The 24,272-nt window shown below is 64.2% G+C and carries 22 protein-coding genes and 1 tRNA gene; 12 read left to right on the top strand and 11 right to left on the bottom strand.

The window, feature by feature from the left end; all coding sequences use genetic code 11:
* The 9 genes from GGR38_RS06725 to GGR38_RS06685 all read right to left on the bottom strand — a co-directional run bounded on the left by GGR38_RS06725 (position 1) and on the right by GGR38_RS06685 (position 11,421).
* Entirely contained in the window at positions 1–597 is a 597-nt protein-coding gene (locus tag GGR38_RS06725) for an alpha/beta fold hydrolase (protein ID WP_183623895.1), read from the bottom strand.
* Positions 594–1,742, bottom strand: coding sequence for an aminotransferase class I/II-fold pyridoxal phosphate-dependent enzyme (locus GGR38_RS06720; protein ID WP_183624093.1), 1,149 nt, complete (start codon positions 1,740–1,742; stop codon positions 594–596). Before GGR38_RS06720 ends, GGR38_RS06725 begins: the two co-directional genes overlap by 4 nt.
* Positions 1,739–2,809, bottom strand: coding sequence for a biotin synthase BioB (bioB, locus tag GGR38_RS06715; RefSeq protein WP_183623894.1), 1,071 nt, complete (start codon positions 2,807–2,809; stop codon positions 1,739–1,741). Before bioB ends, GGR38_RS06720 begins: the two co-directional genes overlap by 4 nt.
* 216 nt (positions 2,810–3,025) lie before the next feature.
* The gene (locus GGR38_RS06710; RefSeq protein WP_183623893.1) at positions 3,026–3,964 is read right to left on the bottom strand and encodes a response regulator; all 939 of its coding nucleotides are present in this window, start codon (positions 3,962–3,964) and stop codon (positions 3,026–3,028) included.
* Positions 3,964–5,685, bottom strand: coding sequence for an ATP-binding response regulator (locus GGR38_RS06705; protein ID WP_246404289.1), 1,722 nt, complete (start codon positions 5,683–5,685; stop codon positions 3,964–3,966). Before GGR38_RS06705 ends, GGR38_RS06710 begins: the two co-directional genes overlap by 1 nt.
* A gap of 650 nt (positions 5,686–6,335) precedes the next feature.
* Complete coding sequence (locus tag GGR38_RS06700) at positions 6,336–7,034, bottom strand: TadE/TadG family type IV pilus assembly protein (RefSeq protein WP_183623891.1); 699 nt, start codon at positions 7,032–7,034, stop codon at positions 6,336–6,338.
* A complete protein-coding gene (locus GGR38_RS06695) occupies positions 7,025–7,603 on the bottom strand; it encodes a TadE/TadG family type IV pilus assembly protein (RefSeq protein ID WP_183623890.1) in 579 nt (192 codons plus the stop codon). The genes GGR38_RS06700 and GGR38_RS06695 overlap by 10 nt, the downstream gene beginning before the upstream one ends.
* On the bottom strand, positions 7,600–9,387 hold the full coding sequence (locus GGR38_RS06690) for a TadE/TadG family type IV pilus assembly protein (RefSeq protein ID WP_183623889.1): 1,788 nt from the start codon (positions 9,385–9,387) through the stop codon (positions 7,600–7,602). Before GGR38_RS06690 ends, GGR38_RS06695 begins: the two co-directional genes overlap by 4 nt.
* Before the next feature lie 30 nt (positions 9,388–9,417).
* Positions 9,418–11,421, bottom strand: coding sequence for a putative bifunctional diguanylate cyclase/phosphodiesterase (locus tag GGR38_RS06685; RefSeq protein ID WP_183623886.1), 2,004 nt, complete (start codon positions 11,419–11,421; stop codon positions 9,418–9,420).
* A gap of 452 nt (positions 11,422–11,873) precedes the next feature.
* Here GGR38_RS06685 and rpe point away from each other — a divergent pair, with 452 nt between their 5' ends.
* The 6 genes from rpe to GGR38_RS06655 all read left to right on the top strand — a co-directional run bounded on the left by rpe (position 11,874) and on the right by GGR38_RS06655 (position 17,823).
* Positions 11,874–12,536 carry a ribulose-phosphate 3-epimerase gene (gene rpe, locus GGR38_RS06680; RefSeq protein ID WP_183623884.1) on the top strand — a complete coding sequence of 221 codons (663 nt, stop codon included), beginning with the start codon at positions 11,874–11,876 and terminating at the stop codon, positions 12,534–12,536.
* A gap of 3 nt (positions 12,537–12,539) precedes the next feature.
* Positions 12,540–14,414: a heparinase II/III family protein gene (locus tag GGR38_RS06675; RefSeq protein WP_183623882.1), complete on the top strand. Its 1,875-nt coding sequence runs from the start codon at positions 12,540–12,542 to the stop codon at positions 14,412–14,414.
* 321 nt (positions 14,415–14,735) lie between these two features.
* Positions 14,736–16,310 carry a bifunctional phosphoribosylaminoimidazolecarboxamide formyltransferase/IMP cyclohydrolase gene (gene purH / locus GGR38_RS06670; RefSeq protein WP_183623880.1) on the top strand — a complete coding sequence of 525 codons (1,575 nt, stop codon included), beginning with the start codon at positions 14,736–14,738 and terminating at the stop codon, positions 16,308–16,310.
* Between the two features lie 17 nt (positions 16,311–16,327).
* Positions 16,328–16,630 (top strand): hypothetical protein, encoded by a 303-nt coding sequence (locus tag GGR38_RS06665; protein WP_183623878.1) that lies wholly within the window; start codon positions 16,328–16,330, stop codon positions 16,628–16,630.
* A 1-nt stretch (position 16,631) separates the two neighbouring features.
* Positions 16,632–17,309, top strand: a complete 678-nt coding sequence (msrA, locus tag GGR38_RS06660) for a peptide-methionine (S)-S-oxide reductase MsrA (protein ID WP_183623876.1) — start codon at positions 16,632–16,634, stop codon at positions 17,307–17,309.
* Positions 17,310–17,328: 19 nt separating this feature from the next.
* Positions 17,329–17,823, top strand: a complete 495-nt coding sequence (locus tag GGR38_RS06655; RefSeq protein ID WP_183623874.1) for a Fur family transcriptional regulator — start codon at positions 17,329–17,331, stop codon at positions 17,821–17,823.
* 251 nt (positions 17,824–18,074) lie between these two features.
* On the opposite strand, the gene GGR38_RS06650 is transcribed toward GGR38_RS06655, so the two are convergent.
* Both GGR38_RS06650 and GGR38_RS06645 read right to left on the bottom strand, forming a co-directional pair.
* Positions 18,075–18,761 (bottom strand): NnrU family protein, encoded by a 687-nt coding sequence (locus GGR38_RS06650; protein ID WP_183623872.1) that lies wholly within the window; start codon positions 18,759–18,761, stop codon positions 18,075–18,077.
* Between the two features lies 1 nt (position 18,762).
* Positions 18,763–20,547 (bottom strand): peptide MFS transporter, encoded by a 1,785-nt coding sequence (locus GGR38_RS06645; protein ID WP_183623870.1) that lies wholly within the window; start codon positions 20,545–20,547, stop codon positions 18,763–18,765.
* Between the two features lie 105 nt (positions 20,548–20,652).
* Here GGR38_RS06645 and GGR38_RS06640 point away from each other — a divergent pair, with 105 nt between their 5' ends.
* The 6 genes from GGR38_RS06640 to GGR38_RS06615 all read left to right on the top strand — a co-directional run bounded on the left by GGR38_RS06640 (position 20,653) and on the right by GGR38_RS06615 (position 24,043).
* Positions 20,653–21,006, top strand: a complete 354-nt coding sequence (locus tag GGR38_RS06640; RefSeq protein ID WP_172342344.1) for a GntR family transcriptional regulator — start codon at positions 20,653–20,655, stop codon at positions 21,004–21,006.
* 188 nt (positions 21,007–21,194) lie between these two features.
* Positions 21,195–21,473 (top strand): integration host factor subunit beta, encoded by a 279-nt coding sequence (locus GGR38_RS06635; protein ID WP_172342343.1) that lies wholly within the window; start codon positions 21,195–21,197, stop codon positions 21,471–21,473.
* Positions 21,474–21,612: 139 nt separating this feature from the next.
* Positions 21,613–21,697: transfer RNA gene (locus tag GGR38_RS06630), tRNA-Leu, on the top strand.
* 32 nt (positions 21,698–21,729) lie between these two features.
* Positions 21,730–22,962, top strand: a complete 1,233-nt coding sequence (locus GGR38_RS06625) for a glycosyltransferase (RefSeq protein ID WP_183623868.1) — start codon at positions 21,730–21,732, stop codon at positions 22,960–22,962.
* Entirely contained in the window at positions 22,962–23,660 is a 699-nt protein-coding gene (locus tag GGR38_RS06620) for a class I SAM-dependent methyltransferase (RefSeq protein WP_183623867.1), read from the top strand. The genes GGR38_RS06625 and GGR38_RS06620 overlap by 1 nt, the downstream gene beginning before the upstream one ends.
* Positions 23,657–24,043 (top strand): GtrA family protein, encoded by a 387-nt coding sequence (locus GGR38_RS06615; protein ID WP_183623866.1) that lies wholly within the window; start codon positions 23,657–23,659, stop codon positions 24,041–24,043. The genes GGR38_RS06620 and GGR38_RS06615 overlap by 4 nt, the downstream gene beginning before the upstream one ends.
* The last annotated feature ends 229 nt before the right edge of the window (positions 24,044–24,272 follow it).

Genomic DNA, 24,272 nt, shown 5'->3' with positions numbered 1-24,272 from the left:
TCATCGCGCAAAATCCGCAATCTGCGCCGCGCACCATGCCGCCTGAGTCAGGGGCAACAGATGCCCGCCATGGCCGCAGACCGCCCCCCCTGTTCTGCCAGTCGCCCTGCCAAACGCCTTCAGGCGCAGCGCGGGCGGCAAGAGCGGATCATCCTCCGTCTGAAGCACCAGCACGGGCGCGCGATGGGCCGGGGCCGGGGCCTGATCGGCCAGCAGCGCCAGATCCTCGCCCAGCCTTTCGCGCGAAACAATCGCCGGGGCCGGGCCGCCGTCGATGCTGGCGCGAAAATCCTCCAGCACCTTGGCCGGGTTCTCGCCAAAGCGTTTCACCATCCGCTGAACCACGCGCGGGGCCACGGCATCGACGCCGCAGAATCGATCAAACCCATTGATCGCCACCAAAGGCACATCCGGCCAACGCCGCGCCAGCAGCATCGCGCCCAGCGAATGGCCGATCATCAGATCGGGCCGCTCGCTCTCCACCGGCGCGCCGAAATAGCCGCGATCCATCCGCGCCACATCGCCCGCTAATAGCGGCGCCAGCGCATCCCACACGCAAGCATCAAACCCCCAGCCATGCAGCAGCGCGATTCTCACCGCCCAATCCGCGCCGCAATCGCCTGCGCCAGCGCGGCCACATCGGCGCGCGCATGATTGGCATGCAGCGCCACGCGCAACCGGCTGGTGCCGGGCGGCACCGTGGGCGGGCGGATCGCCACGGCCAGCATCCCTTCGGCCACCAGATCGCGCGCCAGAGCCAGCGCCGCCGCGGCATCGCCCACAATGACCGGCACGATCTGAGTGCTGCTGTCGGCTGTGGCGATGCCTGCATCATTCAGGCTCTGCCGGAAAAACGCGCCGTGATCGGCCAGAATTGCCCGCTCATCCTCCAGCCCCGGCGCCAGATCGAGCGCGGCATCCACCGCCCCCAGCATCGCGGGCGAGGGCGCGGTCGAAAAGATGAAACCCCCGCAGGCATTGACCAGATAGTCGATCAGCAACCGGCTGCCCGCGACATAGGCGCCCATACAGCCCAGCGCCTTGCTGAATGTGCCCATCACCAGATCGACGTCGAGGCCATGGGTCAATCCGCGCCCCTGAGGGCCAAGAACGCCGGTGGCATGGGCCTCGTCGACATAAAGGAAAGCATCATGCGTCCGCGCCAGATCAGCCAGCGCCGCCACATCGGCCCGGTCGCCATCCATGCTGAACACGCTTTCGGTGACGATGATTTTCGGCCCTTCGGCCTTGGCCAACAGCTCGGCCAGATGGTCCAGATCATTGTGGCGAAAGCGGATTTGCCGATGCGCTGATGCGCCCGCGTGCAGGCTGCCATGGATCAGCCGGTCGGTGAACAGCGAGGCCCCCGGCGCGGCGCGCAGCAAGGCCGCCAGCACCGCCGCATTGCAATGCCACCCGCTGGGAAACAGCAGCGCGGCCTCCTTGCCCTTGAACCGGGCGATCTTTTCCTCAACCGCCAGATGCAGCGGTTGCGTGCCCGTCACCAGCCTTGACGCCGCCGATCCCGCGCCATGCGCCAGCGCCCATTCCGCCGACCTTTGCGCCAGCAACGGATGGCGGGAGAGGCCGAGGTAATCATTGCTGGAAAAATCGACCAGCACGGCCCCATCGCGCAGCAACCGCCCGCCATCCTGCGGCACACTGGCGCGCAGGATGCGCCGCTCGTCGCGCTGGTCTATGCGTTCCAGCGCGGCGGCAAGATGGGTTTCAAATTGCTTCAGATCATCTGCTCCAGCTTGACGCAGCCCTTGGGCATGGCTTCGGCGGCAATCTCGGCCTCGGTGCGGGTGACGGCCATGGGCTTCAGGCCAAGGCGCGCAAACATCGCCATATCATTGTCATCGCCCGCATTGGGCGCGGTCAGCAGCTTGTCGCCGGTGAAGATCGAGTTGGCGCCCGCGAGGAAACACATCGCCTGCGTCATCTCCGACATCGATTCGCGGCCTGCGCTGAGACGCACCATCGATCCCGGCATGGTGATGCGCGCCACCGCCACGGTGCGCACGAATTCCACGTCATCAATCTTGGCCAGCGGCGTATCGGCCAGCATATTGCCCAGCACCGTGCCCTTGACCGGCACCAGCGCGTTGATCGGCACCGATTGGGGGTGCGAGGGCAAAGTGGCCAGCGTATGGACAAAGCCCACCCGGTCGGCGCGGGTTTCGCCCATGCCCACGATCCCGCCGCTGCACACGTTGATCCCGGCGCGGCGCACCTGACCCAGCGTGTCGAGCCGGTCGCCCATCGTGCGGGTGCTGGTGATTTCCTCGTATTTCTCAGGGCTGGTGTCGATATTGTGGTTGTAATAATCGAGGCCCGCATCGGCCAGCATATCGGCCTGATGGTCGCTCAGCATCCCCAGCGTCATGCAGGTTTCAAGGCCCATGGAGCGCACGCCCTTCACCATTTCGATGATCGCGGGCATGTCGCGGTCCTTAGGATTGCGCCATGCCGCGCCCATGCAGAAGCGGCTGCTGCCCTGATCCTTGGCGCGGGCGGCGGCCTGCAAAACCGACTGCACTTCCATCAGCTTGGTGGCCTTGACCCCGCTGTCGGCCTTGACGCTCTGGCTGCAATAGCCGCAATCCTCGACGCAGCCGCCGGTCTTGATCGAGAGCAGCGTGGAAAGCTGGACCTCATTGGCCGGATGGCTGGCGCGGTGGATTTCGGCGGCGCGATAGACCAGTTCGGTAAAGGGCAGGTCGAACAGGGCCGCGATCTCCTCGCGCGTCCAGTCGGTGCGGGCCATGGGAGAACTGGCCGGGGTGTCGAGAGGGGGCACGGTCATTGGGTATTCTCCATTCGGCGCTGTCCTGCGCGGCCTTGGGCATTGTTACGCATGCCGATAGGCGCGCACGGGCCAAGGCTCAAGCCATCAAGCGGTGAAATGACCATCCCGATGGGCAATAACATGGCGCGTTTCACACGGTGATGCGTCAGGACGGCGGCGGCGTCCACGGTAATCTTGCAAATTTGCAAAGAGAGTCTTTGCAAAAGTGGCCCATCACCCATTGATAGCGCGCACCGCCAGCGCCGCCGCCGCCGCGCGCGTTTCCACGCCCAGTTTGACGAAAACCTGCTCCAGATGCTTGTTCACCGTGCGCGGAGAGATCGACAGGATCTCGCTGATCACGCGGTTGGGCTTGCCATAGCTGATCCACAGCAGGACCTCGGCCTCGCGGCTGGTCAAACCGTGGCGGGCCTGAAGCAGGGCGATGTCGCCCGCCGGGTTGACGTCGTTCAATCGCACCAGCCATTCGGCCCCGCGCATCCGCGCCACCAGCACCAGTTCGAGCGTCGAATGGGCAAGGTCGAGCCGCACACTGGCCCCGCTTTCATCGGCGCGGGCCAGACGGGCGAGAGCAGGGCGCAGCGCGGCGGGGGCCGGACCGGGCATGACGCTCCATTCGGGGCAATTTTCCGCCAGCAGGCTGCCTGCCTGCGGCGTCCACCAGAGCAATTGCTCCTCGCGGCCCATCGAAATCAGATGGCGCCCGCTGGCGTCCAGCGCCGCCTGACTGTCCTGCGCAAGGCGCGCATTGGCCATATGCACCCGCACACGCGCGATCAGTTCGTTGATGACCAAGGGCTTGCGAACATAATCCACCCCGCCCGCCTCAAGGGCCGCCAGCACATGTTCGCTCTCGGTCAGGCCGGTCATGAAGATGACGGGCACGCGGGCGCTGGCCGGGTTGCGTTTGAGGATGCGTGTGGCCTCAAAACCGCCGATGCCCGGCATCACCGCATCCATCAGGATCAGATCGGGCACGATATGGCTGAGCAGCGAGAGCGCCGCCTCGCCGCTGGTGGCGATCAGCACGCGGATGCCCTCAACCTCCAGCGTATCGGCCAGAAAGCGCAGGGATTCGGGCGTATCGTCCACCACGAGCACGGTATCGACATGGGGCTGGGGATCCTGCGCCACCAGCGGATCGTGACGCATCATTGATCCCCTTGCCGGTTGGCGGCCAATTCGGCGGCCAGTTCGCCCAGATCAAAGCGGTCGAGGCTGGCCAGCAGCCGCCGCGCCAAGGGGGCGGCCTGCGGCACGGCAGCCTCCATCGCGCGGATCGCCTTTTCCACGCCCCGCACATGGCCGATGCGCAGATCGTTTTCGATATCGGTCAGAAAGGGCCGCGCATCATCGGGCAGAGCCTCGCGTTCGGGGGCGGCTTCGGGGGCCTCGGCCTCCTCGGCCCGACCGCGCCAGTGCAGGCCCAGCAGGCCGCCCACCGCATCGATCAGCGCGTCCAGATCGACCGGTTTGATCAGGAACTGGTCATGGGCGATGAAGCCCGCGCTGCCCTGCCGGATTTCATGCGCGTCGCCCGACACCATGATGATGCGTATATCGCCGCCCCGCATCGCACGCAGCCGCCGCGCCACTTCCCAGCCTGACAGGCCCGGCATGGTGACATCGAGCAGCACCAGTTCGGGCCGGTGTTTGCGCGCCAGTTCCAGCCCGGAATCGCCGTCATGGGCGATATGCAGGACAAAGCCCATGGGTTCGAGCAGCCCGCGCAGCAGCGAGGTCTGATCCGGATCATCGTCGATCAGCAGAATATGGCGCGGCGGTCCGTCGAAACCGGTGATCGCGCGGGTGCTTTTCACCTCCTGCACACTGGCCTGCACCGGGCTGAGCATCAGGCGTACGGTGAAGGTCGTGCCCACGCCCGGCTCGCTGGCCACGGCCAGATCGCCGCCAAGGATATGCACCAGCGCCTGGGTGATCGCCAGACCCAGGCCGATGCCCTTTTGCCGCTGCGCCTCGGGATGGGTGCCGCGTTCAAAGGGGGCGAAGATGCGGGTCAGATCCTGAGGCTCGATGCCGATCCCGGTGTCGGCAATGGTGAAACTCATCACCTGCGAACGATAGGTGACGCCGAAAGTGACTTGGCCCGCCTTGGTAAATTTGATCGCGTTGGAGAGCAGGTTGATCAGGATCTGGCGCAGGCGCTTCTGATCGGTGCGCACGAATTCGGGCAGGCCGCTCTGTTTTTCATAGGCCAGCGTCAGGCCGCGCGATTGAGCCTGCGGGCGGAACATGCTGGCGACCTGATCGAGAAAGCTGTTGAGGCGCACCGTATCGTTCGACAGGCGCAGCACCCCGCTTTCGACATGGCTGATATCGAGCAGCCCCTCGACCAGATTGGTCAGGTGCTCGGACGACCGGCGGATGATGCGCGCGGCCTCGATGGGGGCGATGTCATGTCCGCGCTCCAGCAATTGCGCATAGCCATAGATCGAATTGAGCGGCGAGCGGATCTCATGGCTGACCGAAACGAGATAGCGGCTCTTGGCGCTGTTGGCGGCCTCGGCCACCTCCTTCGCCAGATGCAGTTCCTCCAGCGTGGCATTATGCGCGGCCACCTCGGCCCGCAGGTCGGCCACATGGCGGCGCGCCTCGGACAGGGCCGCGCGGCGGCTGTCATAGGCGCGCAGAATCAACCCGCCCAGCGCCCCGCCCAGCGCCAGCAGAGCCCCCAGCGTGGCCAGCAGAACAGCGCGCACCATCGGCATGCTCTGCGCCGGAAGGCTCTGCCCCAGCGCCCAATAAGCCGCCCCGATGATGGCCGTCATCATCACCGCCATGGCCGCCATCACCAGCATGAACCGCCCCGGCGCAGACTTGATTCTGTCCATCAGGCGCAGGGTTTCGATCATCCGGCGCGCCTCTGCGCCAAAGGGCGGCCCGGGAGCCTGTCGGTCACATCGCTTGTCACCATCTCTCGCCCCCCGCCAGTCGGTTCCTGCAGACATGGTGTAGCGCGCATTCGGGCTGCATCATCCTACGTCAAATGACGAATGGCTGGCGCGGGGCCCGACAAGGATATTTCGCCAGAACCTTATGATCCTGTTGCCTTTACGGGCAAGGTCTGCAAGCGTTGACAGCAATGGGTGCAATGTCTCGATATGTTGCCGGCGACTTGGGGGGCAAGTCGTTAGCTGCAACAGGGGGCGCGCGATCTGTTCATGCCGTTCGGCAGGGCATGTCGCGTTCCCGAACGGCCGGATGGTGGTGTGGCGCTGGGGGCAGCTTGCCGTGCGCCATCCGGCTGTTCATGGCGGGTTTTATGGAATGATGCCTTCGGCGGGCAAAGGGCGGGGGCCCTTTGCAATCCCATTAATGGGTGGTGCTTTGTTTGCGGGCTTATGGGCGGATTGATAAAGCCTGCGGCGCGGAAAACTCGCGCTGTTTGGCGCCGCAGGCTTTAAAGTTCCAAGGCTGCGTCCGACACGAAACGTCGAACCCATGGCACCACGCAGATAGTAACGGGAGCGCGAGGGTCTAGACCCTCGCATCTTACCTCTTCCTAACTCGTATACTTATCACACGTCATCCGCGTCGCCGCCGGGCTGGGATTATAGATCTGCGCATAATCGCGCAGATCGCGGACCACAAAGCTGGCGCTGTAGTGGATCAGCTTGTTGGCCACGAACATCGTGCCGAAGAAGGGCTGGTAGGTGTAATTGACCTCGACGAACATCACCCCGGCCCCGGTCGGCGCGCTGACTTTGTATCCGGTGTCGCCCATGCCGGTGGCGGCGGTGGCGCCGGCATTGGCCAGCGTGGCGTCGGTTCCGGCGGTGGCGGTGGTGGTGCCATAGGAGGAATCGAAGCCGCCCCCGCTTTTCATCCCGATACAGCGTTGCCAGTGGATGCGTTGGACGGGCACGGTGTCATAGGACTGCTGGACCATTTCGAGGCTGGAGATGATGACCCGCCCGTTGGTGGTCAGGCCCAGTCCGTTGCCTTGCAGCCGCGCGCCCGCCAGCACATCGTTCATGTCGGTTTCGCGGATCTGGGTCGCGGCCAGATTGCTGGCCAGGCCCACTCGGCTGGCATTATCGGCCAGATCGAGCGTGATCTGGCTGATCTGCATCTGGACGCGGGCCATGTTGGTATATTCGATGCCCGCCCCGCCCATGTAGAACACGATGGGCAGCGCCAGCGCGAATTCGATCAGGGAGGCGGCGGAGGAATCGCGGATCAGCCGGAGTATCATGTGCATACAGTCGCCGCCGCCGTGCTGGCCTGCGTTGCCCATGGCTGGTTCTTCAGGATCGTGCTGGCCGAAAGCGTGGCCGTTTTGCCCCAGCCCAGCCAGAGGCCCAGCGGGAACAGCCGGGTATAGGTGATCGAAACGGTATAGAGCACCGTGTCGCCCGCGCCGCCATTGCCCGATACGCCTGGATCGGCGTCCCAGATGCCGTTGCCGTTCACATCGGTAAAGCACTCGCCCGCATCGCGCGCGCCATTGCCGTTGCTGTCCACGAAGCTTTCGGGCGAGATATAGCCGAAGGAGGCATAGGATTTGCGCGTGGGATAACCCGCGACGAAGGCGGCATTGCCGTTGATGTTCTTGACCGCCTGCAACACGGCATTGTCGATGGTGGTGGTGTTGGCGCTTTCCACCGTGCTGTCGCGCCCGGCCTTTTGCACCGCGCCCGTCAGGATTGCCTGCATATAGGCCTGATAGGCCATTTCGCACAGGCCCATCCCCATCAGCAGCATCACCGGCAGCACCAGTGCAAATTCGACCAGCGCCGCCCCGCTGCGATCACGCCACAGCCGCCTCATTTCGAAATCCTCAGCTTGGCGATCTTGCTGGCGATGGTGGCGAATTGCGCGGAAAGTCCCGATCCCGATGTGGTCGAGAGCGCCTGCGAGGGCGAGGTCGCGCATTGGGTCAGTTCAGTGGTGCTGCTCATGCCCAGCGCGACCGTCCACACGCTGATGTTCTTGGCCTTGGCCGCAGCGCAAGAGGCAAGGAAACGGGCATTGTGGTAAGTCTTCAGATTACCCAGATCGCCGCCCGACACGCGCTGGTCGTAATATTCCACGCCGTATGCGCCATAGACATTCTGGCTGGGCGACATGTCGCCATCGGTCAGAAAGACGATGATCCGCTTGGGCGCATCGCGGCCCGTGGCGGCGGCGGTGTCGGCGGCAAAGATGCCGTCGGGCGAAACCAGCCGCGTGCCCCAGATCATGCCGATATCGTGATAGGTGCCGCCCATCGCGCGAAAGTCGGTGGCGTTGACGTAATTGGACACCTGCGTGCGCGTCAGCACGGCCAGACGCGAGACGGGCTTGCCGCAACTGATATAGCCGGCCTTGTAATAGGCGGCCTGATCGAGATTGGGGCTGTTGCTGGTGTCGCCGCTCGATGTGGCCGCGGCGGTGCTGGTGTAATTGTTGCGGGCATAGGTGACGGCGGTCCACATCGGCTTCCACTGCGTGCGGATGTCGGTGCCCGGTTTCAGGTCGGGGTTCAGGTCATTGGGCAGGCTGCCGGTGGAAAAGCTGGTGACGCCGGGCGTGGTATAGGCTTCCTCGATGCACCCGTCCCATGTGTCGGTGGTGTTGACGAATTTGGTGGTATCGACCGTGGGCGCGCCGGTGACATAGGTGGTCAGCAATTGCGGGCTCTGCTTGTATTGCCAGTTTGGCAGGGTGCAGAAGCAAGAGAAGGAAAACCCCGTGCCGGTCAGCACACGGGTCTGATAATTCCAGCTTGTGTTCACATTGCCGACCCCGCCCACCATATAGGCCGGGTTGATATCCATGATCGCGCGGCCCGAATTGACCGTGGACGTATAGGTGACAAAGCCATAGCGCACCCGCGTGTTGACATCGATCGAGGCGGCCATCGTGTCATAGAAAGACAGCACGGCGGTGCGCAGCGCGCTGATGCGCGATCCTGATTTTTCCGGCACGTAATAGGCGGTCGATCCGGGGTATCCGGCGGTGCTGGTGTTGCCGCTGCCGGTGCCGTCGGCGGGGCGCGTATAGGCCGTGGCCGTGACCGAATTGACGTAATTGTTGCAGGTGTTGGTGTCGTCCGATGGCAGGCAGGCCATCGAGCCGGTGGTGTCCAGCACAAAGATCACATCGGTGTCGCTGATCTGATAAGTGGCCTGACACACGGCGTTGAGCGTGGTCGAGCTGTAGCCGAACACGCGCATCAGCGTCATGGGCATGGTCGCGCTGGCCCGCGCGCTCACCTGGGCGTCGGTGGTCTTGGCGGGGGTAAAGCTGAGCGCGGTGATGCCGTACCAGCCGGTGCGGATATTGTTGGCGAAAAAGGCGTTGGCCGCCGCCGTGGCGGTCGCATCCAGCGTGGTGTTGCCGGTGGTGGTGTCGGTCATCGCCTTGCGCCCGGCCAGAACCCCGGCATCGCAGGCCTGTTGCAGCCGCGCATTGACCATATACATCCGCGCCCCGTCCACCGCGCAGCCGACAAAGGCCATCAGCAACGACAGGATCAGCGCCAGCATCGGCAGGGCATTGCCCCGCCGGTTGGCGATCAGGCGTGACAGGAAAGGGCCGTGTTTCACCATGCCATTATGGCGTGCAAACATTTGCCTTTGGCCAAGCGCCCATCCGGGCTCTTACGGATTATGGCCGGAAAACAGTCCGTCCAGCTCCTCGGCGGGCACCGGGCGCGAAACGAGGAAGCCCTGAAACGTGTTGCAGCCGCAGGCGGCCAGACGTTCGCGCTGATGCTCGGTTTCCACGCCCTCGGCCACCACGTCCAGTTTCAGCGCGCGGCCCAGCTTGACGATGGCGTCGACCAGCCCTTCGGCCTCGTCATTGGCCTCCAGATTATGAACGAAGCTGCGGTCGATCTTGATCTTGTCCACCGAGAAGCGCTTGAGCGAATTGAGGCTGGAATAGCCGGTGCCGAAATCGTCCAGCGCGATGGAAAAGCCTTCCTGTTTGAGCATGGTGATATTGTCGCGCGTGATGCCATCGTCGCCCAGCAGGGCGGTTTCGGTGATCTCGATTTCATAGCGTTCGGGATTGACCCGGAATTCGGCCACCAGCCGCGTCAGCGTGGCCATGAACATGGGCGAGCGCAATTGCAGCGCCGAGACATTGATCGCCACGCGAATGTCGCCCCAACCGGCGGTTTCCTGAAACACGCGGCGGAACACGAATTCGCCCAGATCGAGGATCAGCCCGCTTTCCTCGCACAAGGGCACAAAGATCGAGGGGGCGATGCTGCCGCGTTCGGGATGATTCCAGCGCACCAGCGCCTCCATCGCGTCGATCGACCCGCGCCCGTTCATCTGGGGCTGATAGACCATGGTCAGGCTGCCGTCGGCCAGCGCCTTGCGCAGATCGCTTTCCAGATTGCGCCGCATGCGCAGCGCGGCATCCATGTCGGGTTCGAAAAAGGTGACGCGGTTGCGCCCGTTTTCCTTGGAACCATACAGCGCCAGATCGGCCTGACGCAGCGCCTCGGCCGGTTCGATTTCGGGATTGGAGACCAGCGTGACGCCGATGGAAACCCCCACCTCGACCACGCCCGCTTCCAGTTCAAAGGGCGTTTCAAACAGTTTGAGCACGCGCTGGGCCAGATGAGAGGCGCCCGTGCCGTCGGCCTCGGGTTGCAGGATCACGAATTCATCGCCGCCCAGTCGCGCCACCGTGTCGGAATCGCGGCACAATTCGCTCAGGCGGCGGCCCACCTGCTGGATCAATTCATCGCCCGCATGATGGCCCAGCGTGTCATTGACCTCCTTGAACCGGTCCAGATCGAGGCAATGGACCGCCATTTCCCCGGCATAACGCCGCGACATGGCCAGACTCTGGCCCAGCCGGTCAAACATCATGGCTCGGTTGGGCAATCCGGTCAGCGTGTCGTGAAAGGCCAGATGGCGCGCGCGCGCCTCGCTGGCGATCAGGTCGCTGGCGATGGTGTTGCTGCGCCGCATAAAGAACCATGCCGCCGCCGCCAACAGCCCGAACAGCGCCAGCAGCGCAATCGGCAGGTCGAAACGCACCGCGCTGTAAGGATCGAGCGCGGGCCATGCCAGCACCGCCACCGCGCCCCCTTTGGGATTGCGCAGCGGCAGGACCATGTGATTGGGCGGCAGCTTGCCCCCCAGCTGAAGAATGGCCGCGTTCTGGCCATGCTGGGCGCTGAAGCTGGTGACCATGCCCTCATCAAGCGTGGCCTGAATCATATAGGGGCCGACGCCCGAAAGCACCAAGGGCAGGTTGAGCTTTGCCTGACCCTCGATAACCCACAGGCCCGCCATCCCATCCTCCCCGCGCGCAGGGACCAGCCGGACCGAGCGTGACCCGGTGACCGCGCGCATCGGGGCGAGTATCGCCTCGTCGATCCAGCGCGTGTCATTGGCGGCAAGGCGTGCGCGGGCCTGTTCCTGATGGGCCAGAGCGCGGACGGTCTCCTGCCAGATCTCCACGTCATGATCCCAGCTTCTGGCGATGATATCCTCGCTGAAACGATGGGCGCTCAGGTTGATCTTGGAAAGGGTGACCTGCGCGGCGATGGCCAGCAACAATAACGTGCCCACCAGCAATCCGCTGATGGGGCGCAGCAACCCTTTGCGCTGGGCGTCCTGCGGCGAGCTTTTGCTGTCCATTCCTGTTCCCACCCATGCGGCTCGCCAGCGCTTTGTTGCAATCGGGGTCTTTCAGCCTATCCTGATCCCCGGCGAACTTCGATCATGGTTGACGTTTACGCGCCGGGCCTTGCGGAAGGTTTTGGGCGGCAACAGGTCATTAGCCCTAGTTTTGGCTAACGGAGTCTTCACCAACACGGTGGTGTGCGGGGCGCCTGAATGACCGGCTTGGCGCCTATGCCCGATGGCGGGGCTAGCGGTTTTTCCCCAGAAAACTGCAGGCGGGTCTGGTTTATGTCGCTTTGCCGGGAATAACGGAGGCTTGACGCGCCGCAAAGGCGCATAAATCCGCAGCTTTTGCCTGCACCAAGCCGCCCGGCGGCGATAAGTGTGTGGAAAATGGAGAAGTACGTGCTTGTGACCGCGCGAATCATGGCGTTTATCGCCGCATCAACTTGTGTGGAACTGGTGTGATGAGCTTGCCTCTGATTGCCCCTTCGATCCTTTCCGCCGATTTTTCTCGGCTGGGCGAGGAAGTGCGCGCGATTGACGCGGCCGGTGCCGACTGGATCCATGTCGACGTTATGGACGGCCATTTCGTGCCCAACATCACCATCGGGCCGATGGTGGTCAAGGCGCTGCGCCCCCATACGAAGAAGATCTTCGACGTCCATCTGATGATCCAGCCGGTCGATCCGTATATTCAGGCCTTTGCCGATGCGGGCGCCGACATCATCACCTTCCACCCCGAGGCCGGGCCCCACAGCCACCGCACGGTGCAGGCGATCCATGCCACAGGGTGCAAGGCGGGCGTCTCGCTCAACCCGGCCACGCCTGCCAAGATGCTGGATTATCTGATCGATGACATCGATCTGGTGCTGGTGATGAGCGTCAACCCCGGCTTTGGCGGGCAGAAGTTCATTTCCAGCCAGTTGCGCAAGATCGAGGCGATCCGCAAGATGATCGACAAGACCGGGCGCGAGATCCATTTGGAGGTGGATGGCGGCATCGACACCACTACCGCGCCGCTGGCCATTTCGGCCGGGGCCAATGCTCTGGTGGCGGGCACGGCCACATTCCGGGGCGGGCCGGATCACTATGCCGCGAATATCGCGGCGCTCAAAGGATTGGGCTGAACCATGAACCTGGATATGTCTGCACAGGGCAAGCCCCGCAAGGCGGGGAAGGGCAAGGGGCAGGCTATCCCATTACCGACGCTGGACGAAGGCGAAAGCGTCGAAACCAACGAGGCATCAGCGCAGGTGGTCGAACCGGGCCGCGCGCTGGCGCTGGCCGATTTTACGCCGCCTTCGCTGGGCGCGGGCGAAAGGCTGATCCGACTGGCCTATCGCATCGGCGTGCCGGGCCAAGTGCTGACGGCGCCGTTTCGCAAGCCCGCGCGGCCCAAATTGCTGGCCACGGTCACGAACCCGCTGGCGGGCGACAAGGCAGCGGGCGCGGCGCTGCGCTCCGGGCACTTTTTGGTCCACGGGCTGAAACAGCCGATTGCTCAGCTTGATCTGGCGGGCGCGGGCCGGTTGGTGCCTCCGCTCGAACGCATGGTCCACGGGTTTCACTGGATGGCCGATCTGGAGGCGGCGGGGCCGCGCGAACAGGTCTCGCCGGTGGCCGAGCGGATTTTGGCCGCCTGGCTGATGGCCAATCCCAAGCCGCCCTCGCGCCCCGGCAAAGGCCCGGCGTGGACGGTGGCCTATACGGGCGCGCGGCTGCTGGGCTGGCTGGTCCATGCGCCGCTGCTGCTTTCGGGCGACGACAAGACGCTGCGGGTGCAGACGCTGGGGGCGATGGCCGATCATGCGCGCTGGCTGGACCGCCATGTGGCCAAGGGCGAGGACACGCTGGCGCAGGTGGCGGGCTGGTGCGCCATTGTCGCGGCCGGGCTGCTGTTGCCCGATGGCCGCCCGCGCAGGCTTTATGGCGAGGCTGGGCTGATCGCCTCGCTGGGCGAATTGCTGGGCGATGACGGCGGCTGCATGGCGCGCAGCCCGCTGGGCCAGATGGAGGCGATTGCGCTCCTGGTGCAATTGATCGCCTGCTATCGCGCGACGCGGCGCGAACCGCCCGCCGCGCTCGAATCGATCCTTTCGCTGATGGTGCCGCCCTTGCTGGCGCTGACGCATGGCGATGGCGCCTTGGGCAGTTGGCAGGGCGGATGGGCGGTGTCGGCCTCTGACGTTTCCTCGCTGATCGCGGCCACGGGCGTGCGCACGCGGCCCCTGCGCGAGGTGCGCCAATGGGGCTATCAGCGCGTGGTGGCGGGCAAGAGCGTGATGCAGTTCGACGCCGCGCCCCCGCCGTTGACGCGTCACGCACGCAATGGCTGCGCCTCGACGCTGGCGTTTGAATTGAGCCATGCCGGACAGCGCGTGATCATCAATTGCGGCGGCGGCGCGGCGGCGGGCGGCCTGATGCCGGTGCGGCTGGATCAGGGGCTGCGCGCCACGGCGGCGCATTCGACGCTGGTTCTCGACGATGCCAATTCGACCGCGGTGCTGATCAACGGCGGGCTTGGCTCCGGCGTGGCCGAGGTTGAGGTGGACCGCCGCAGCATTGAGGGCGAACGCAACGGATCGTCGGGGCGTACATGGGGCGCGACGCGGCTGGAGGCCAGCCACGATGGCTATGCCGGGCGCTATGGCCTGACGCATCGCCGCATCCTGATCCTGCGCGACGATGGCACCGAATTGCGCGGCGAGGATCTGCTCGTCCCCACCGGGCGCAAGGGCAAGCGCGGCATGGTCTCCTATGCGCTGCGGTTCCACCTCGGCCCCGGCATCGAGGTCGGCCTGTCCGACGACAAGCAGGGCGTGGGCATGGCGCTGCCCGACGGCTCCTATTGGCAATTCCGCAGCGGCGGGGGCGAAATCGCCATCGAGGAATCGATCTGGGCCGATGGGCAGGGGCGGCCGGTGCCGGTACAGCAATTGGTGATTCAGGGCATGGTGTCGCGCGGTGGCGGGAGCTTCTCGTGGATTTTGAAGAAGATGGGGTGAGTTATGCCTCCGGCGGGCAAAGGGACTCGGTCCCTTTGCAATCCCGTTAATGGGGTGGTGGCAAGATCGCGGCGTTGCGGATGATAAATTCAAAGCCTGCGGCGCGGCTAGGTTGGGCTAAAGACGCCGCAGGCTTTCAAAATTCCAACGCCGCGTCCGACACTTGCCGCCGAACCCGTGGCGCAACGAAGACATTAACGGGAGCGCGAGGGACGAGTCCCTCGCATTTTCTTTCCCCTGAAACCCCCTTCACCCTTCCAAAAACCGCCAAAATCCTTATGGGCCGCGCCAAACACGCATCTTCACAGGACGACTCCACCCATGACTGACACTGTCACCATTCGCCGGGCTTTGCTCTCTGTTTCGGACAAGACGGGCCTTGTTGATCTGGGCAAGGCGCTGGCCGCCAAGGGTGTCGAGCTGGTTTCGACCGGCGGCACGGCCAAGGCGCTGCGCGATGCCGGGCTGGATGTGAAGGACATTTCCGAGCTGACGGGTTTTCCTGAAATGATGGACGGCCGCGTCAAGACGCTGCACCCCAAGGTTCACGGCGGCCTGCTGGCCGTGCGCGACAATGCCGAGCATGTGGCCAGCATGAACGAGCATGAGATCGGCGCGATCGATCTGGTGGTGGTCAACCTCTATCCCTTCGTTCAGACGGTGGCGAAGGGCGGCACGCGCGAAGAGATCATCGAGAACATCGACATCGGCGGCCCCAGCATGGTGCGCAGCGCGGCCAAGAACCACGATTTCGTCGCCATCGTCACCGATCCGGCCGATTATGCCATCGTGGCCAATGGCGAAACCACGCTGGCCCAGCGCCGCAAGTTCGCCGCCAAGGCCTATGCGCTGACCGCCGCCTATGACGGCGCGATCAGCCAGTGGTTCGCCACTGTCGATCAGGGCGAGACTTTCCCTGAAACCATTGCCATCACCGGCGCGCGCGTGTCGGAACTGCGCTATGGCGAAAACCCGCATCAGGCCGCCGCGCTCTACATTCCGCATGGCGCCAAGGAAAAGGGTCTGGCCCAGGCCGTGCAGGTGCAGGGCAAGGAGCTGAGCTACAACAATTACAACGACGCCGACGCCGCGCTCGAACTGCTGGCCGAATTCAAGGATGCCGAGCCGACCGTGGTGATCGTCAAGCATGCCAACCCCTGCGGCGTCGCCACGGCGGCAACGCTGGTCGAGGCCTATGAGGCGGCGTTCAAGTGCGACAGCGTTTCGGCCTTTGGCGGCATCATCGCTGTCAATCGCCCGCTCGACGGCCCGACCGCCGAGGCGATCAGCGGCATCTTCACCGAAGTGGTCGTGGCGCCCGACGCCAATGACGACGCCAAGGCGGTGTTTGCCAAGAAGAAGAACCTGCGCCTGCTGCTGATCGGTGAAATCCCCGATGCGAAGCGCGGCGGCCTGATCGCCAAGCCGATTGCGGGCGGCCTGCTGGTTCAGAACCGCGACAATGGCGCCATCAGCCTTGATGACCTCAAGGTCGTGACCCAGCGCCAGCCCAGCGAGCAGGAATTGCAGGACGCGCTGTTCGCCTGGACCGTGGCCAAGCACGTGAAGTCGAACGCCATCGTCTATGCCAAGGAAGGCGTGACCGCGGGGATCGGCGCCGGCCAGATGAACCGCCGCGATTCGAGCCGCATCGCCGCCGCCAAGGCCGCCGAAGCGGCTGAAACCCACGGTTTTGCCGAAACGCGCACCAAGGGCAGCGCGGTGGCTTCCGATGCGTTCTTCCCCTTTGCCGACGGCCTGCTGGCCGCGGTGGAAGCGGGTGCGACCATGGTGATCCAGCCGGGCGGCAGCATGCGCGACGATGAAGTCATCAAGGCTGCCGATGAAGCGGGCCTTGCCATGGTCTTTACCGGCATGCGCCATTTCCGCCATTAAGAGCTTGATCTGACGAAATGCTGCAACGCACCGTTGCGTTGCAGCATTTCGTCGCAAACAGCCCTCATTTGGTCGCGGTGTTGCGCAGGGTTCAGGTGGGATGGTCTAGACAAATCGGGAATCATCCCCATCTGGCTGACCGACAGTCAATTTCCCGGACTATTCTGATGCGCCTCTTGAACCGCGATTTGTTTCGCTCTTTCGCTATTGGCTTTGCGCTGGGGGGCGCTCTGATTGTTGCTGTGATGTCCGCCGGTCCCGGTGGCCTGACCGGCCTTGTGGGGCAGGCGATCGCCGCCCCGGCCCACGCGAGCCAGTAGCATGGCGCGGGGCTTCCTCTTTGCCCTGCCTTTCGCAATAGCGCTTGCGGCGTGCCAGAACGCCGATGCGGCCAATACGCACACAATAGCGGCCCCGGTGGCCAGCGCCCCGGCGCAGGAAACGCCCGGCCTGAAACAGGCGGTGTTTGCCGGCGGCTGCTTTTGGGGCGTCGAGGCAGTGTTCAGCCATGTGAAGGGCGTGACCAGCGCGGTCTCGGGCTATCACGGCGGGGCGGCCAATACCGCGCATTATGACGATGTGGGCCAAGGCAACACCGGCCATGCCGAAGCGGTGCACGTCACCTATGACCCGGCGCAGGTGCGCTATGACGAGCTGCTGCGCATTTTCTTCTCGGTCATCATCGACCCCACGCAGGCCAATGGCCAAGGCCCCGACATCGGCCCGCAATATCGCAGCGCGCTGATCCCCATCGGGCCGGAGCAGGACAAGGCCGCCCGCGCCTATCTGGCCCAGATTGCCGCATCGGGCCTGTGGCATGGCCGCATCGCCAGCAAAATCGAACCCCTGCGCCAATTCTATCCGGCCGAAAAATACCATCAGGATTTCGCGGTCCTCAACCCCACCCACCCCTATATCGCCTATTGGGATGTGCCCAAAGTGGCCGCGCTCAAACAGATGTTTCCCGGCGAATATAAGGCTGATTTCACCCGCAACTGATTTGGGCTATAAGCGCCTCATGAGCGCTACCCACGATCACGTCCACGAACATCCCCGCCACCGCGAATATAGCGGCGAGGGCCTTGTCATCGCCGCCCGCAACGCGCTGGAAACCGCAGGCGAGCAATGGACTGAAATGCGCGGCGATGTGTTCGACGCCCTTGCCGGACGCGCCAAGCCCGCCAGCGCCTATGACATCGCCGAGGCCGTCTCCAAAGCGCGCGACAAGCGCGTGGCCGCCAACAGCGTCTATCGCATCCTCGACCTGTTCGTGCGGACGAATCTGGCCCGGCGTGTCGAAAGCGCCAACGCCTATATCGCCAACCCCCACCCCGGTTGCCGCCACGACTGCATCTTCCTCATCTGCGATGGATGCGGAAAGGCGGTGCATATCGACGACGACCGTTTGACCGGGGCGCTGATTCAGGCCGCGCGTGAGGCCGGGTTTGCCGATGTGCGGCCGGTGGTGGAATTGCGCGGGATGTGTGGGGAGTGTTCTTCGGGGGTGGAGTGAGGGGAGGTAGGGTGCCTCCGGCGGGCAAAGGGACTCGTCCCTTTGCAATCCCATTAATGGGGTGGTGTGAGGTTTGCGGCGTCGCGTGATGGGTTTGAAAGCCTGCGGCGCGGCTGGGTTGCGCTGATTGGCGCCGCAGGCTTAAAAATCCCAACGCTGCGTCCGATACCTGATGCCGAACTCTTAGCGCCACGCCGACAGTAACGGGATTGCAAAGGGCCCCCGCCCTTTGCCCGCCGGAGGCATAAACCTCACAAGACCCACCGCCACACACCCGCCAACACATGATTGGCATGCACATGCCCAAACGTGGCCCCCAACCAGACCACGATCCCGATCCCCCAGAGCAGAGGCGAAATCCGACCCAGCCCGGCCAAACGCGGCCAATAGGATGTCTGCCCGCTCCAGCTTTCCCATGCCGCACCCAGCAGCAGGGCCTTTTTCCCATCCTGCAGCCGCGCGCCGATCAGGGCCAGCGCACCCATGGCCACCATCAGCACGATGACGCGCGGCGCGGGGGCCACCAGAACATGCGCCAGCGCCCAGAGCGCGATGCCCCACATCATCGGGTGGCGAGTGACGGCAAAGACGCCAGAGGCCCGCGCGGCGGCGATTTTCTCGCCCGGCACTTGAGGCATGGCAGGATTGCCGTGCAAAGACCCCAGCAGCAGCGTGATACCGATCAGCGAGAGCAGGCTGGCGATGATCCAGAGCGCTTCGCCCGTGCCGTCCCAGAGCGGCGCGCCGCCCGGCCCGACGCTGCGAAAGGCGGCAATCGTCCAGCCCAGCGTGGCAAAGGACACCATCGAGTAGAGCCCCATAAAGCCCTTCTCGCCTAGCCGCGCCAAAAGCCCCGCGCGCCATGGGTGCGACATCAGCAGATGCGATCCGACAAAGGCCATCGCCCCGGTCAGCAGCCATGAAAACGCCTGATCCATTTTAGCTCACTCCATGCATCAACCGCCGGATCGGCGCCGACAGCACCAGCAGCACCAATCCCACGCCGATGGTCACCATCCCGATCTGGGTAAACACGCCGACATAGGTATCGAGGCTGAGCTTCAGATTGGTGACCTGTCCGCCCACGGTTTCGACTGTTGCCATTTGCGCCAGCAATCCCGCGCCATATTGCCCCATGGCCAGCGAGAGATACCACGCCCCCATCATCAGCCCGACCACGCGGGCGATGGACAGTTTGGTGATCATCGACATGCCGACGGGCGAAATGCACAATTCGGCCACCGAATGAATGAGGTACAGCCCCGCCAGCCAGCCCAGCCCGACCCGGTAATCGGCCCCGGCAAAATGCGTGCCCAGCACGAGGAACAGGAAGCCCGCGCCCACGCCGATCAGCCCCATGCTGAACTTGACGGGAATCGAAGGCTCCCACCCGCGCCGGGCCAGCACCGACCACAAGGCCCCCATCACCGGGGCCAGCGTGATGATGCCGATGGCGTTGAACTGCTGGGTGGCGGGGGCCGACATTTCGAACCAGCCAAACACCGAGCGGTCCACATTGCGGTCGGCAAACAGCGTTAACGACGATCCCGCCTGTTCGAACAGGCTCCAGAACACGGTGTTGAACACCATCAGGATGATCGCGGCCAGCATCATCTCGAATTCGGCCCGGCTGCCCGCGCGCCAGGACCAGATCAGGATCGCGGGCAGGCTGATGCCAAAGGTGGCGCAGAGCAATTTGCCCATGACAGGCAGGCCCATCAGATAGCCGACAAAACCCGCGCCCGGCGCAGGAGCAGGGGCATGCATCAGATTGGTGAACAGGAAATAGCAGGCCGGGATCGCCAGTATCGCCGCCGGATAAATCCACAGTGCCGGATCGCGCCCTGCCACCGCGGGTGGCTCGCCAAAGCCGCCAAGGCTGCGCTGGCTGTAATGCATCATCGCCCATGCGATCAGCATCACCGCCCCGGCCGAGCCCAGCCCCGCCCCCCAGCCGAAATGATCGGCCAGAATGGGGCAGGCCATCTGGCCCAGCCACGAGCCAAGGTTGATGCCCATATAGAAGATGCTGAAACCGGCATCGCGCCGCTGGTCGCCATCGGCATAGAGCAGGCCGACGATGGTGGCGATATTGGGTTTGAAAAAGCCATTGCCCACCGCCACCGCCGAGAGCGCCATCAGCGTGATGGCCAGACGCAGCTCGTCGCGGTCCGCGCCTTCGTGCAGCACGCCCGGGGCCAGATGGCGCGCCACTGATCCGTCGGGCGCGATCAGGTCGATGCTGCCGTCCTCCTGCCCCTTGATGAGCAGGGGGCGGCCATGGTCGATCACGGCGCGGGTTTCATTGGCCGCGCTGGTCGGCCCGTCGCGGAAATGGGCGACCTCGATGGGGTGGCGCACGCCGTCATATTCGGCCCATGGCCGCGCCGGAGAGCCCCCCAGCGCCAGCGCGAAATAGCCCGCCGCCATAATCAGCGCGCCGAATTTGACCGCCCGTTTCGACCCCAGATACTGATCCGCCAGCAGCCCCCCGATCAGCGGCGTCAGATACACCAGCGCGGTATAGCCGCCATAGATCCCCGCCGAGACCCGGTCGCCCAACAGGAAGTGTTTGGTCAGATAGAGCATGAGCAGCGCGCGCATGCCGTAATAGCCAAAACGTTCCCACATCTCGATGGCGAACAGGCGGGCCAGCGGGCGCGGGTGGCCCATCCATGTGGGGCCGGTGGCGGGGGTTTGGGCCGCGTCGGAAGGTGTGGTCATGGGGCCGCAAATTAACATCGAAGTAAGCAAAGGAAAGCGCCAAGTTGCCCGTTGTCTGCGATGGTCGCGCTTGTGTGAGGCGCTGTATTATGGCAGTGATGCGCCATGACAGCCAGCACCCGCCCGGTCTATCTCAAGCTGCGCGACATGATCGCCGCAGCCATCATCGACGGCACCTATCCCGAAGGGGCGATGCTGCCTTCGGTGCGCGCGCTGGCGGCCGAGCAGGGGGCAAATCCGCTGACCGTGGCCAAGGCTTATCAGCAATTTCAGCTTGATGGCCTGGTCGAGGTGCAGCGCGGGGTGGGCATGATTGTTGCGCCCGGCGCGCGCGAATGGCTTCTTGCTGCTGAAAAAAAACGGTTTTTGCAGAATGAATGGCCCGAGGTGATGGCGCGGATCGCCCGGCTGGGCCTGCGCGTTAATGACCTGCTGGACGATAGCGTTCCTTTGGCCTGACGCGCCGCGCCGGGATCATCGCTGGCCAAAGGCGCCTTACCGTATTGCACCTAGGGGCGCTATTGTACAAAGTCTTGAAGTTCTGTACATAAACCCTTCCGAGCCGGGCAAAAAGACTCGCGCCGGAGAGAGGTTGTTTGAACGGTCGGGCCATTGGAATGGGACCGCGGCCCAGAGGGGGTTTGTTCATGATCAGATCTGAACTGTTGCAGGCACTGGCAAAGGCCAATCCTGAATTGCGCACCGACGATGTGGAACGCATCGTGGATGTGTTTTTTGATGAAATCGCCCAGCGTCTGGCCGATGGCGGCCGGGTGGAATTGCGCGGCTTTGGCGCTTTTTCGACGCGCGAACGCGATCCGCGCAAGGGGCGCAACCCGCGCACCGGCGAGGCGGTGGACGTGCCGGGCAAGAAGGTGCCCTTCTTCAAGCCGGGCAAGGAAATGCGCGCGCGTCTCAACGTCTGAGACAGCGTAACCGCACAGGGATGTAAAAGGCGCAGGCGGCCGGGGGGCGTGCCTGCGCTTTTTATTTTGTCGAATGGGCGGGTGATCTTGGCCCCCTTGCCGTTTGCCCGCCGATCTGCCAGAGCCGTGGTCCTGCCTTGCGGACGTGGCGGAATGGTAGACGCCAGGGACTTAAAATCCCTTGAGCTTTGCTCGTGCGGGTTCGAGTCCCGCCGTCCGTACCAGCGCAGATGCGCATAAGGGTCGGGGTGATGCGGTGAACGAGCAAGCAGGCGGCCCGGTGGCGGGTGCTCCAGTAACGGACCGGGGGGTGGATGTTTCGATCATCATGCCCTGTCTCAATGAGATTCAGAGCCTGCCGCATTGCATTGCCAATGCCAAGGAAGCCGCCCACCGGATCGAGGTGGCCTATGGGCTGCGCAGCGAGATCGTGATCGCCGACAATGGCAGCACGGATGGGTCGCAGGCCTATGCCACGGCGCAGGGCGCGCGCGTGGTGGCGGTGCCCCGGCGCGGCTATGGCGCGGCGCTGATCGGGGGGTGCGAAGGGGGCCATGGGCGTTTCCTGCTGATGGGCGACGCGGATGGCTCGTATGATTTCAACGATGGCGTGGCGATGATCGGCCAATTGGTCGATGGCGCGGATCTGTGCATGGGGTCGCGCTTTGCCGGGGGCATCGCCAAGGGCGCGATGCCATGGAAAAACCGCTATATCGGCAATCCGGTACTGACGGGCATTTTGAACCTGTTTTATCGCAGCGGGATTGATGACGCCCATTGCGGCATCCGCGCGATCACCAAGCGCGCGTTTATGGAATGCGCGCTCTCCTCGACCGGCATGGAATTTGCCAGCGAGATGGTGATCAAGGCGTCCCTGCGCGGGCTGCATATCGAACAGGTGCCGGCCAAGCTGCAACCTGATCTGCGCGACCGGGCGCCGCATCTGCGCCCATGGCGCGATGGCTGGCGGCATTTGCGCTATCTGCTGATGCTCAGCCCCACATGTGTGTTCGGTGTGCCCGCGCTGATCGCGATGCTGGCGGCGGTGGCGATTCTGGCGGTGGCGATGGGCTTTGACATGGGCTGGCTGGCGGGCAATCCGGTGGTGGGCGCAGGCTGGACGATCATGGCCGGGTTTCTGCTGACGGTGGGCCATTTTGCCGCGATCATGGCCATGGCCACGCATTTCTATGGCGTGCGCACCGGCTATCGCGATCTCAACAGCTGGTTTGACCGGTTCAGCCCGATATTGACGCTCGAACATGCGCTGGTGCTGGGGCTGGGGCTGATGGTGTTTTCGGGCGCGGCGCTGGCGGTGATCGGCATTAACTGGCGGGCGGGGGGCTATCTGCCGCTGCCCTCGGTGCTGCCGCTGGTGGTGGCGGCGGCGGCGGGCGCCATCGGGGTGCAGACCGCGCTGGGCGGGTTTTTGCTGGCGATCATCGCGGGCCATGATGCGGCCTTTGTGCCGGGTGAGGAAGATCTGTGATGCATGATTCGCGCCGCGTTTCGCCCTCGATGTGGCATACTGACTGGTTGCAACTGGCGCCTTTGTCGAAACTGATCCGCGAGCAGGCGGGCCGTTTGCCCAAGGGCGCGTCCATCGTCGATCTGGGGTGCGGGGATATGCCCTATGCTTCGCTGCTGCGCGGGCTGGGGCTGGATTATCGCCCGGCCGATATTGACGCGGACGCCGTGGCCAAGGGCAAGCTGCCGATCGGGCCGGACGGGCGCGTGCCTTTGCCGGATCACAGCGTGGATGCGATCCTTTCCGCACAGGTGTTCGAGCATGTGCCCGATCTGGACGCCTATTGCGCCGAAATCCGCCGTTTGCTGAAACCGGGCGGCACGCTGATCCTGTCCACCCATGGCAGTTGGTTCTATCACCCCCATCCCGAGGACCATCGCCGCTGGACCCGCACGGGCCTTGTGCTGGATCTGCAAACGCGCGGGATCGTGACCGAGGAAATGCACTCGATCTGCGGACCCCTGGCCACCACGACGATGATCCGGCTGACCGCCTTTGCCTTTGTGCTGAAGAAAGTGCCGGTGGTCGGGCCGATCATCGCGGGCGCGCTGGCGGTGGTGATGAATGCGCGCGCGGTGGTCGAGGATGCGGTCACGCCTGCGGCCATGCGCGATGACAATGCCTGTGTCTATCTCGTCCGGGCGCATGTCGCGGTATGAGCTTACGAACCGGGCTGGCCTATGGTTTTGTCGCGGCCACATGCCTTGCCCTGCATAATGGCGTGATGATCGGCACAGACTGGGCGATGCGAGGGCAGGGGCCGCTGGCTATCTCCAGCGTGGGCTTTGCTTTGTCCTTCGTCCTCGTTTCCCTCGTCGGCTATGCGCTCCACTCCCATCTGACCTTTCGTGAAACGATGAGCCTTGGCCGCTATGGCCGCTATGCCCTTGCCATGAGCACCAACACGCCGCTGGCCCTTGGCGTGACATGGGTGTTGCGCGGGCCGGTGGGGCTGGCGATGGTCTATGCTGCGCCTTTGGCCTCGTGCCTGATGGTGGGGATGAATTTCCTGCTGTCGCGGTGGGCGATTGTTCGGAAGTAGGGTTTGCCTCCGGCGGGCAAAGGGCGGGGGCCCTTTGCAATCCCGTTAATGGGGTCGCGCCAGGTTGGCTGGGGGTGTGAATGGGATGATGGTTTTATAGCCTGCGGCGCGGCAAGATGGGGCTGATTGGCGCCGCAGGCTTTAGAAACTCCAAGGCCGCGTCCGACACCAAAGGTAAAACTCATTACGCAACACTGACAGTAACGGGATTGCAAAGGGACAAGTCCCT

The organism is Novosphingobium sediminicola, from assembly GCF_014196525.1.
GTDB lineage: Bacteria > Pseudomonadota > Alphaproteobacteria > Sphingomonadales > Sphingomonadaceae > Novosphingobium > Novosphingobium sediminicola.
Note: the sequence above shows the minus strand (reverse complement) of the source record. Positions and strands in the feature narration are given on the sequence as shown.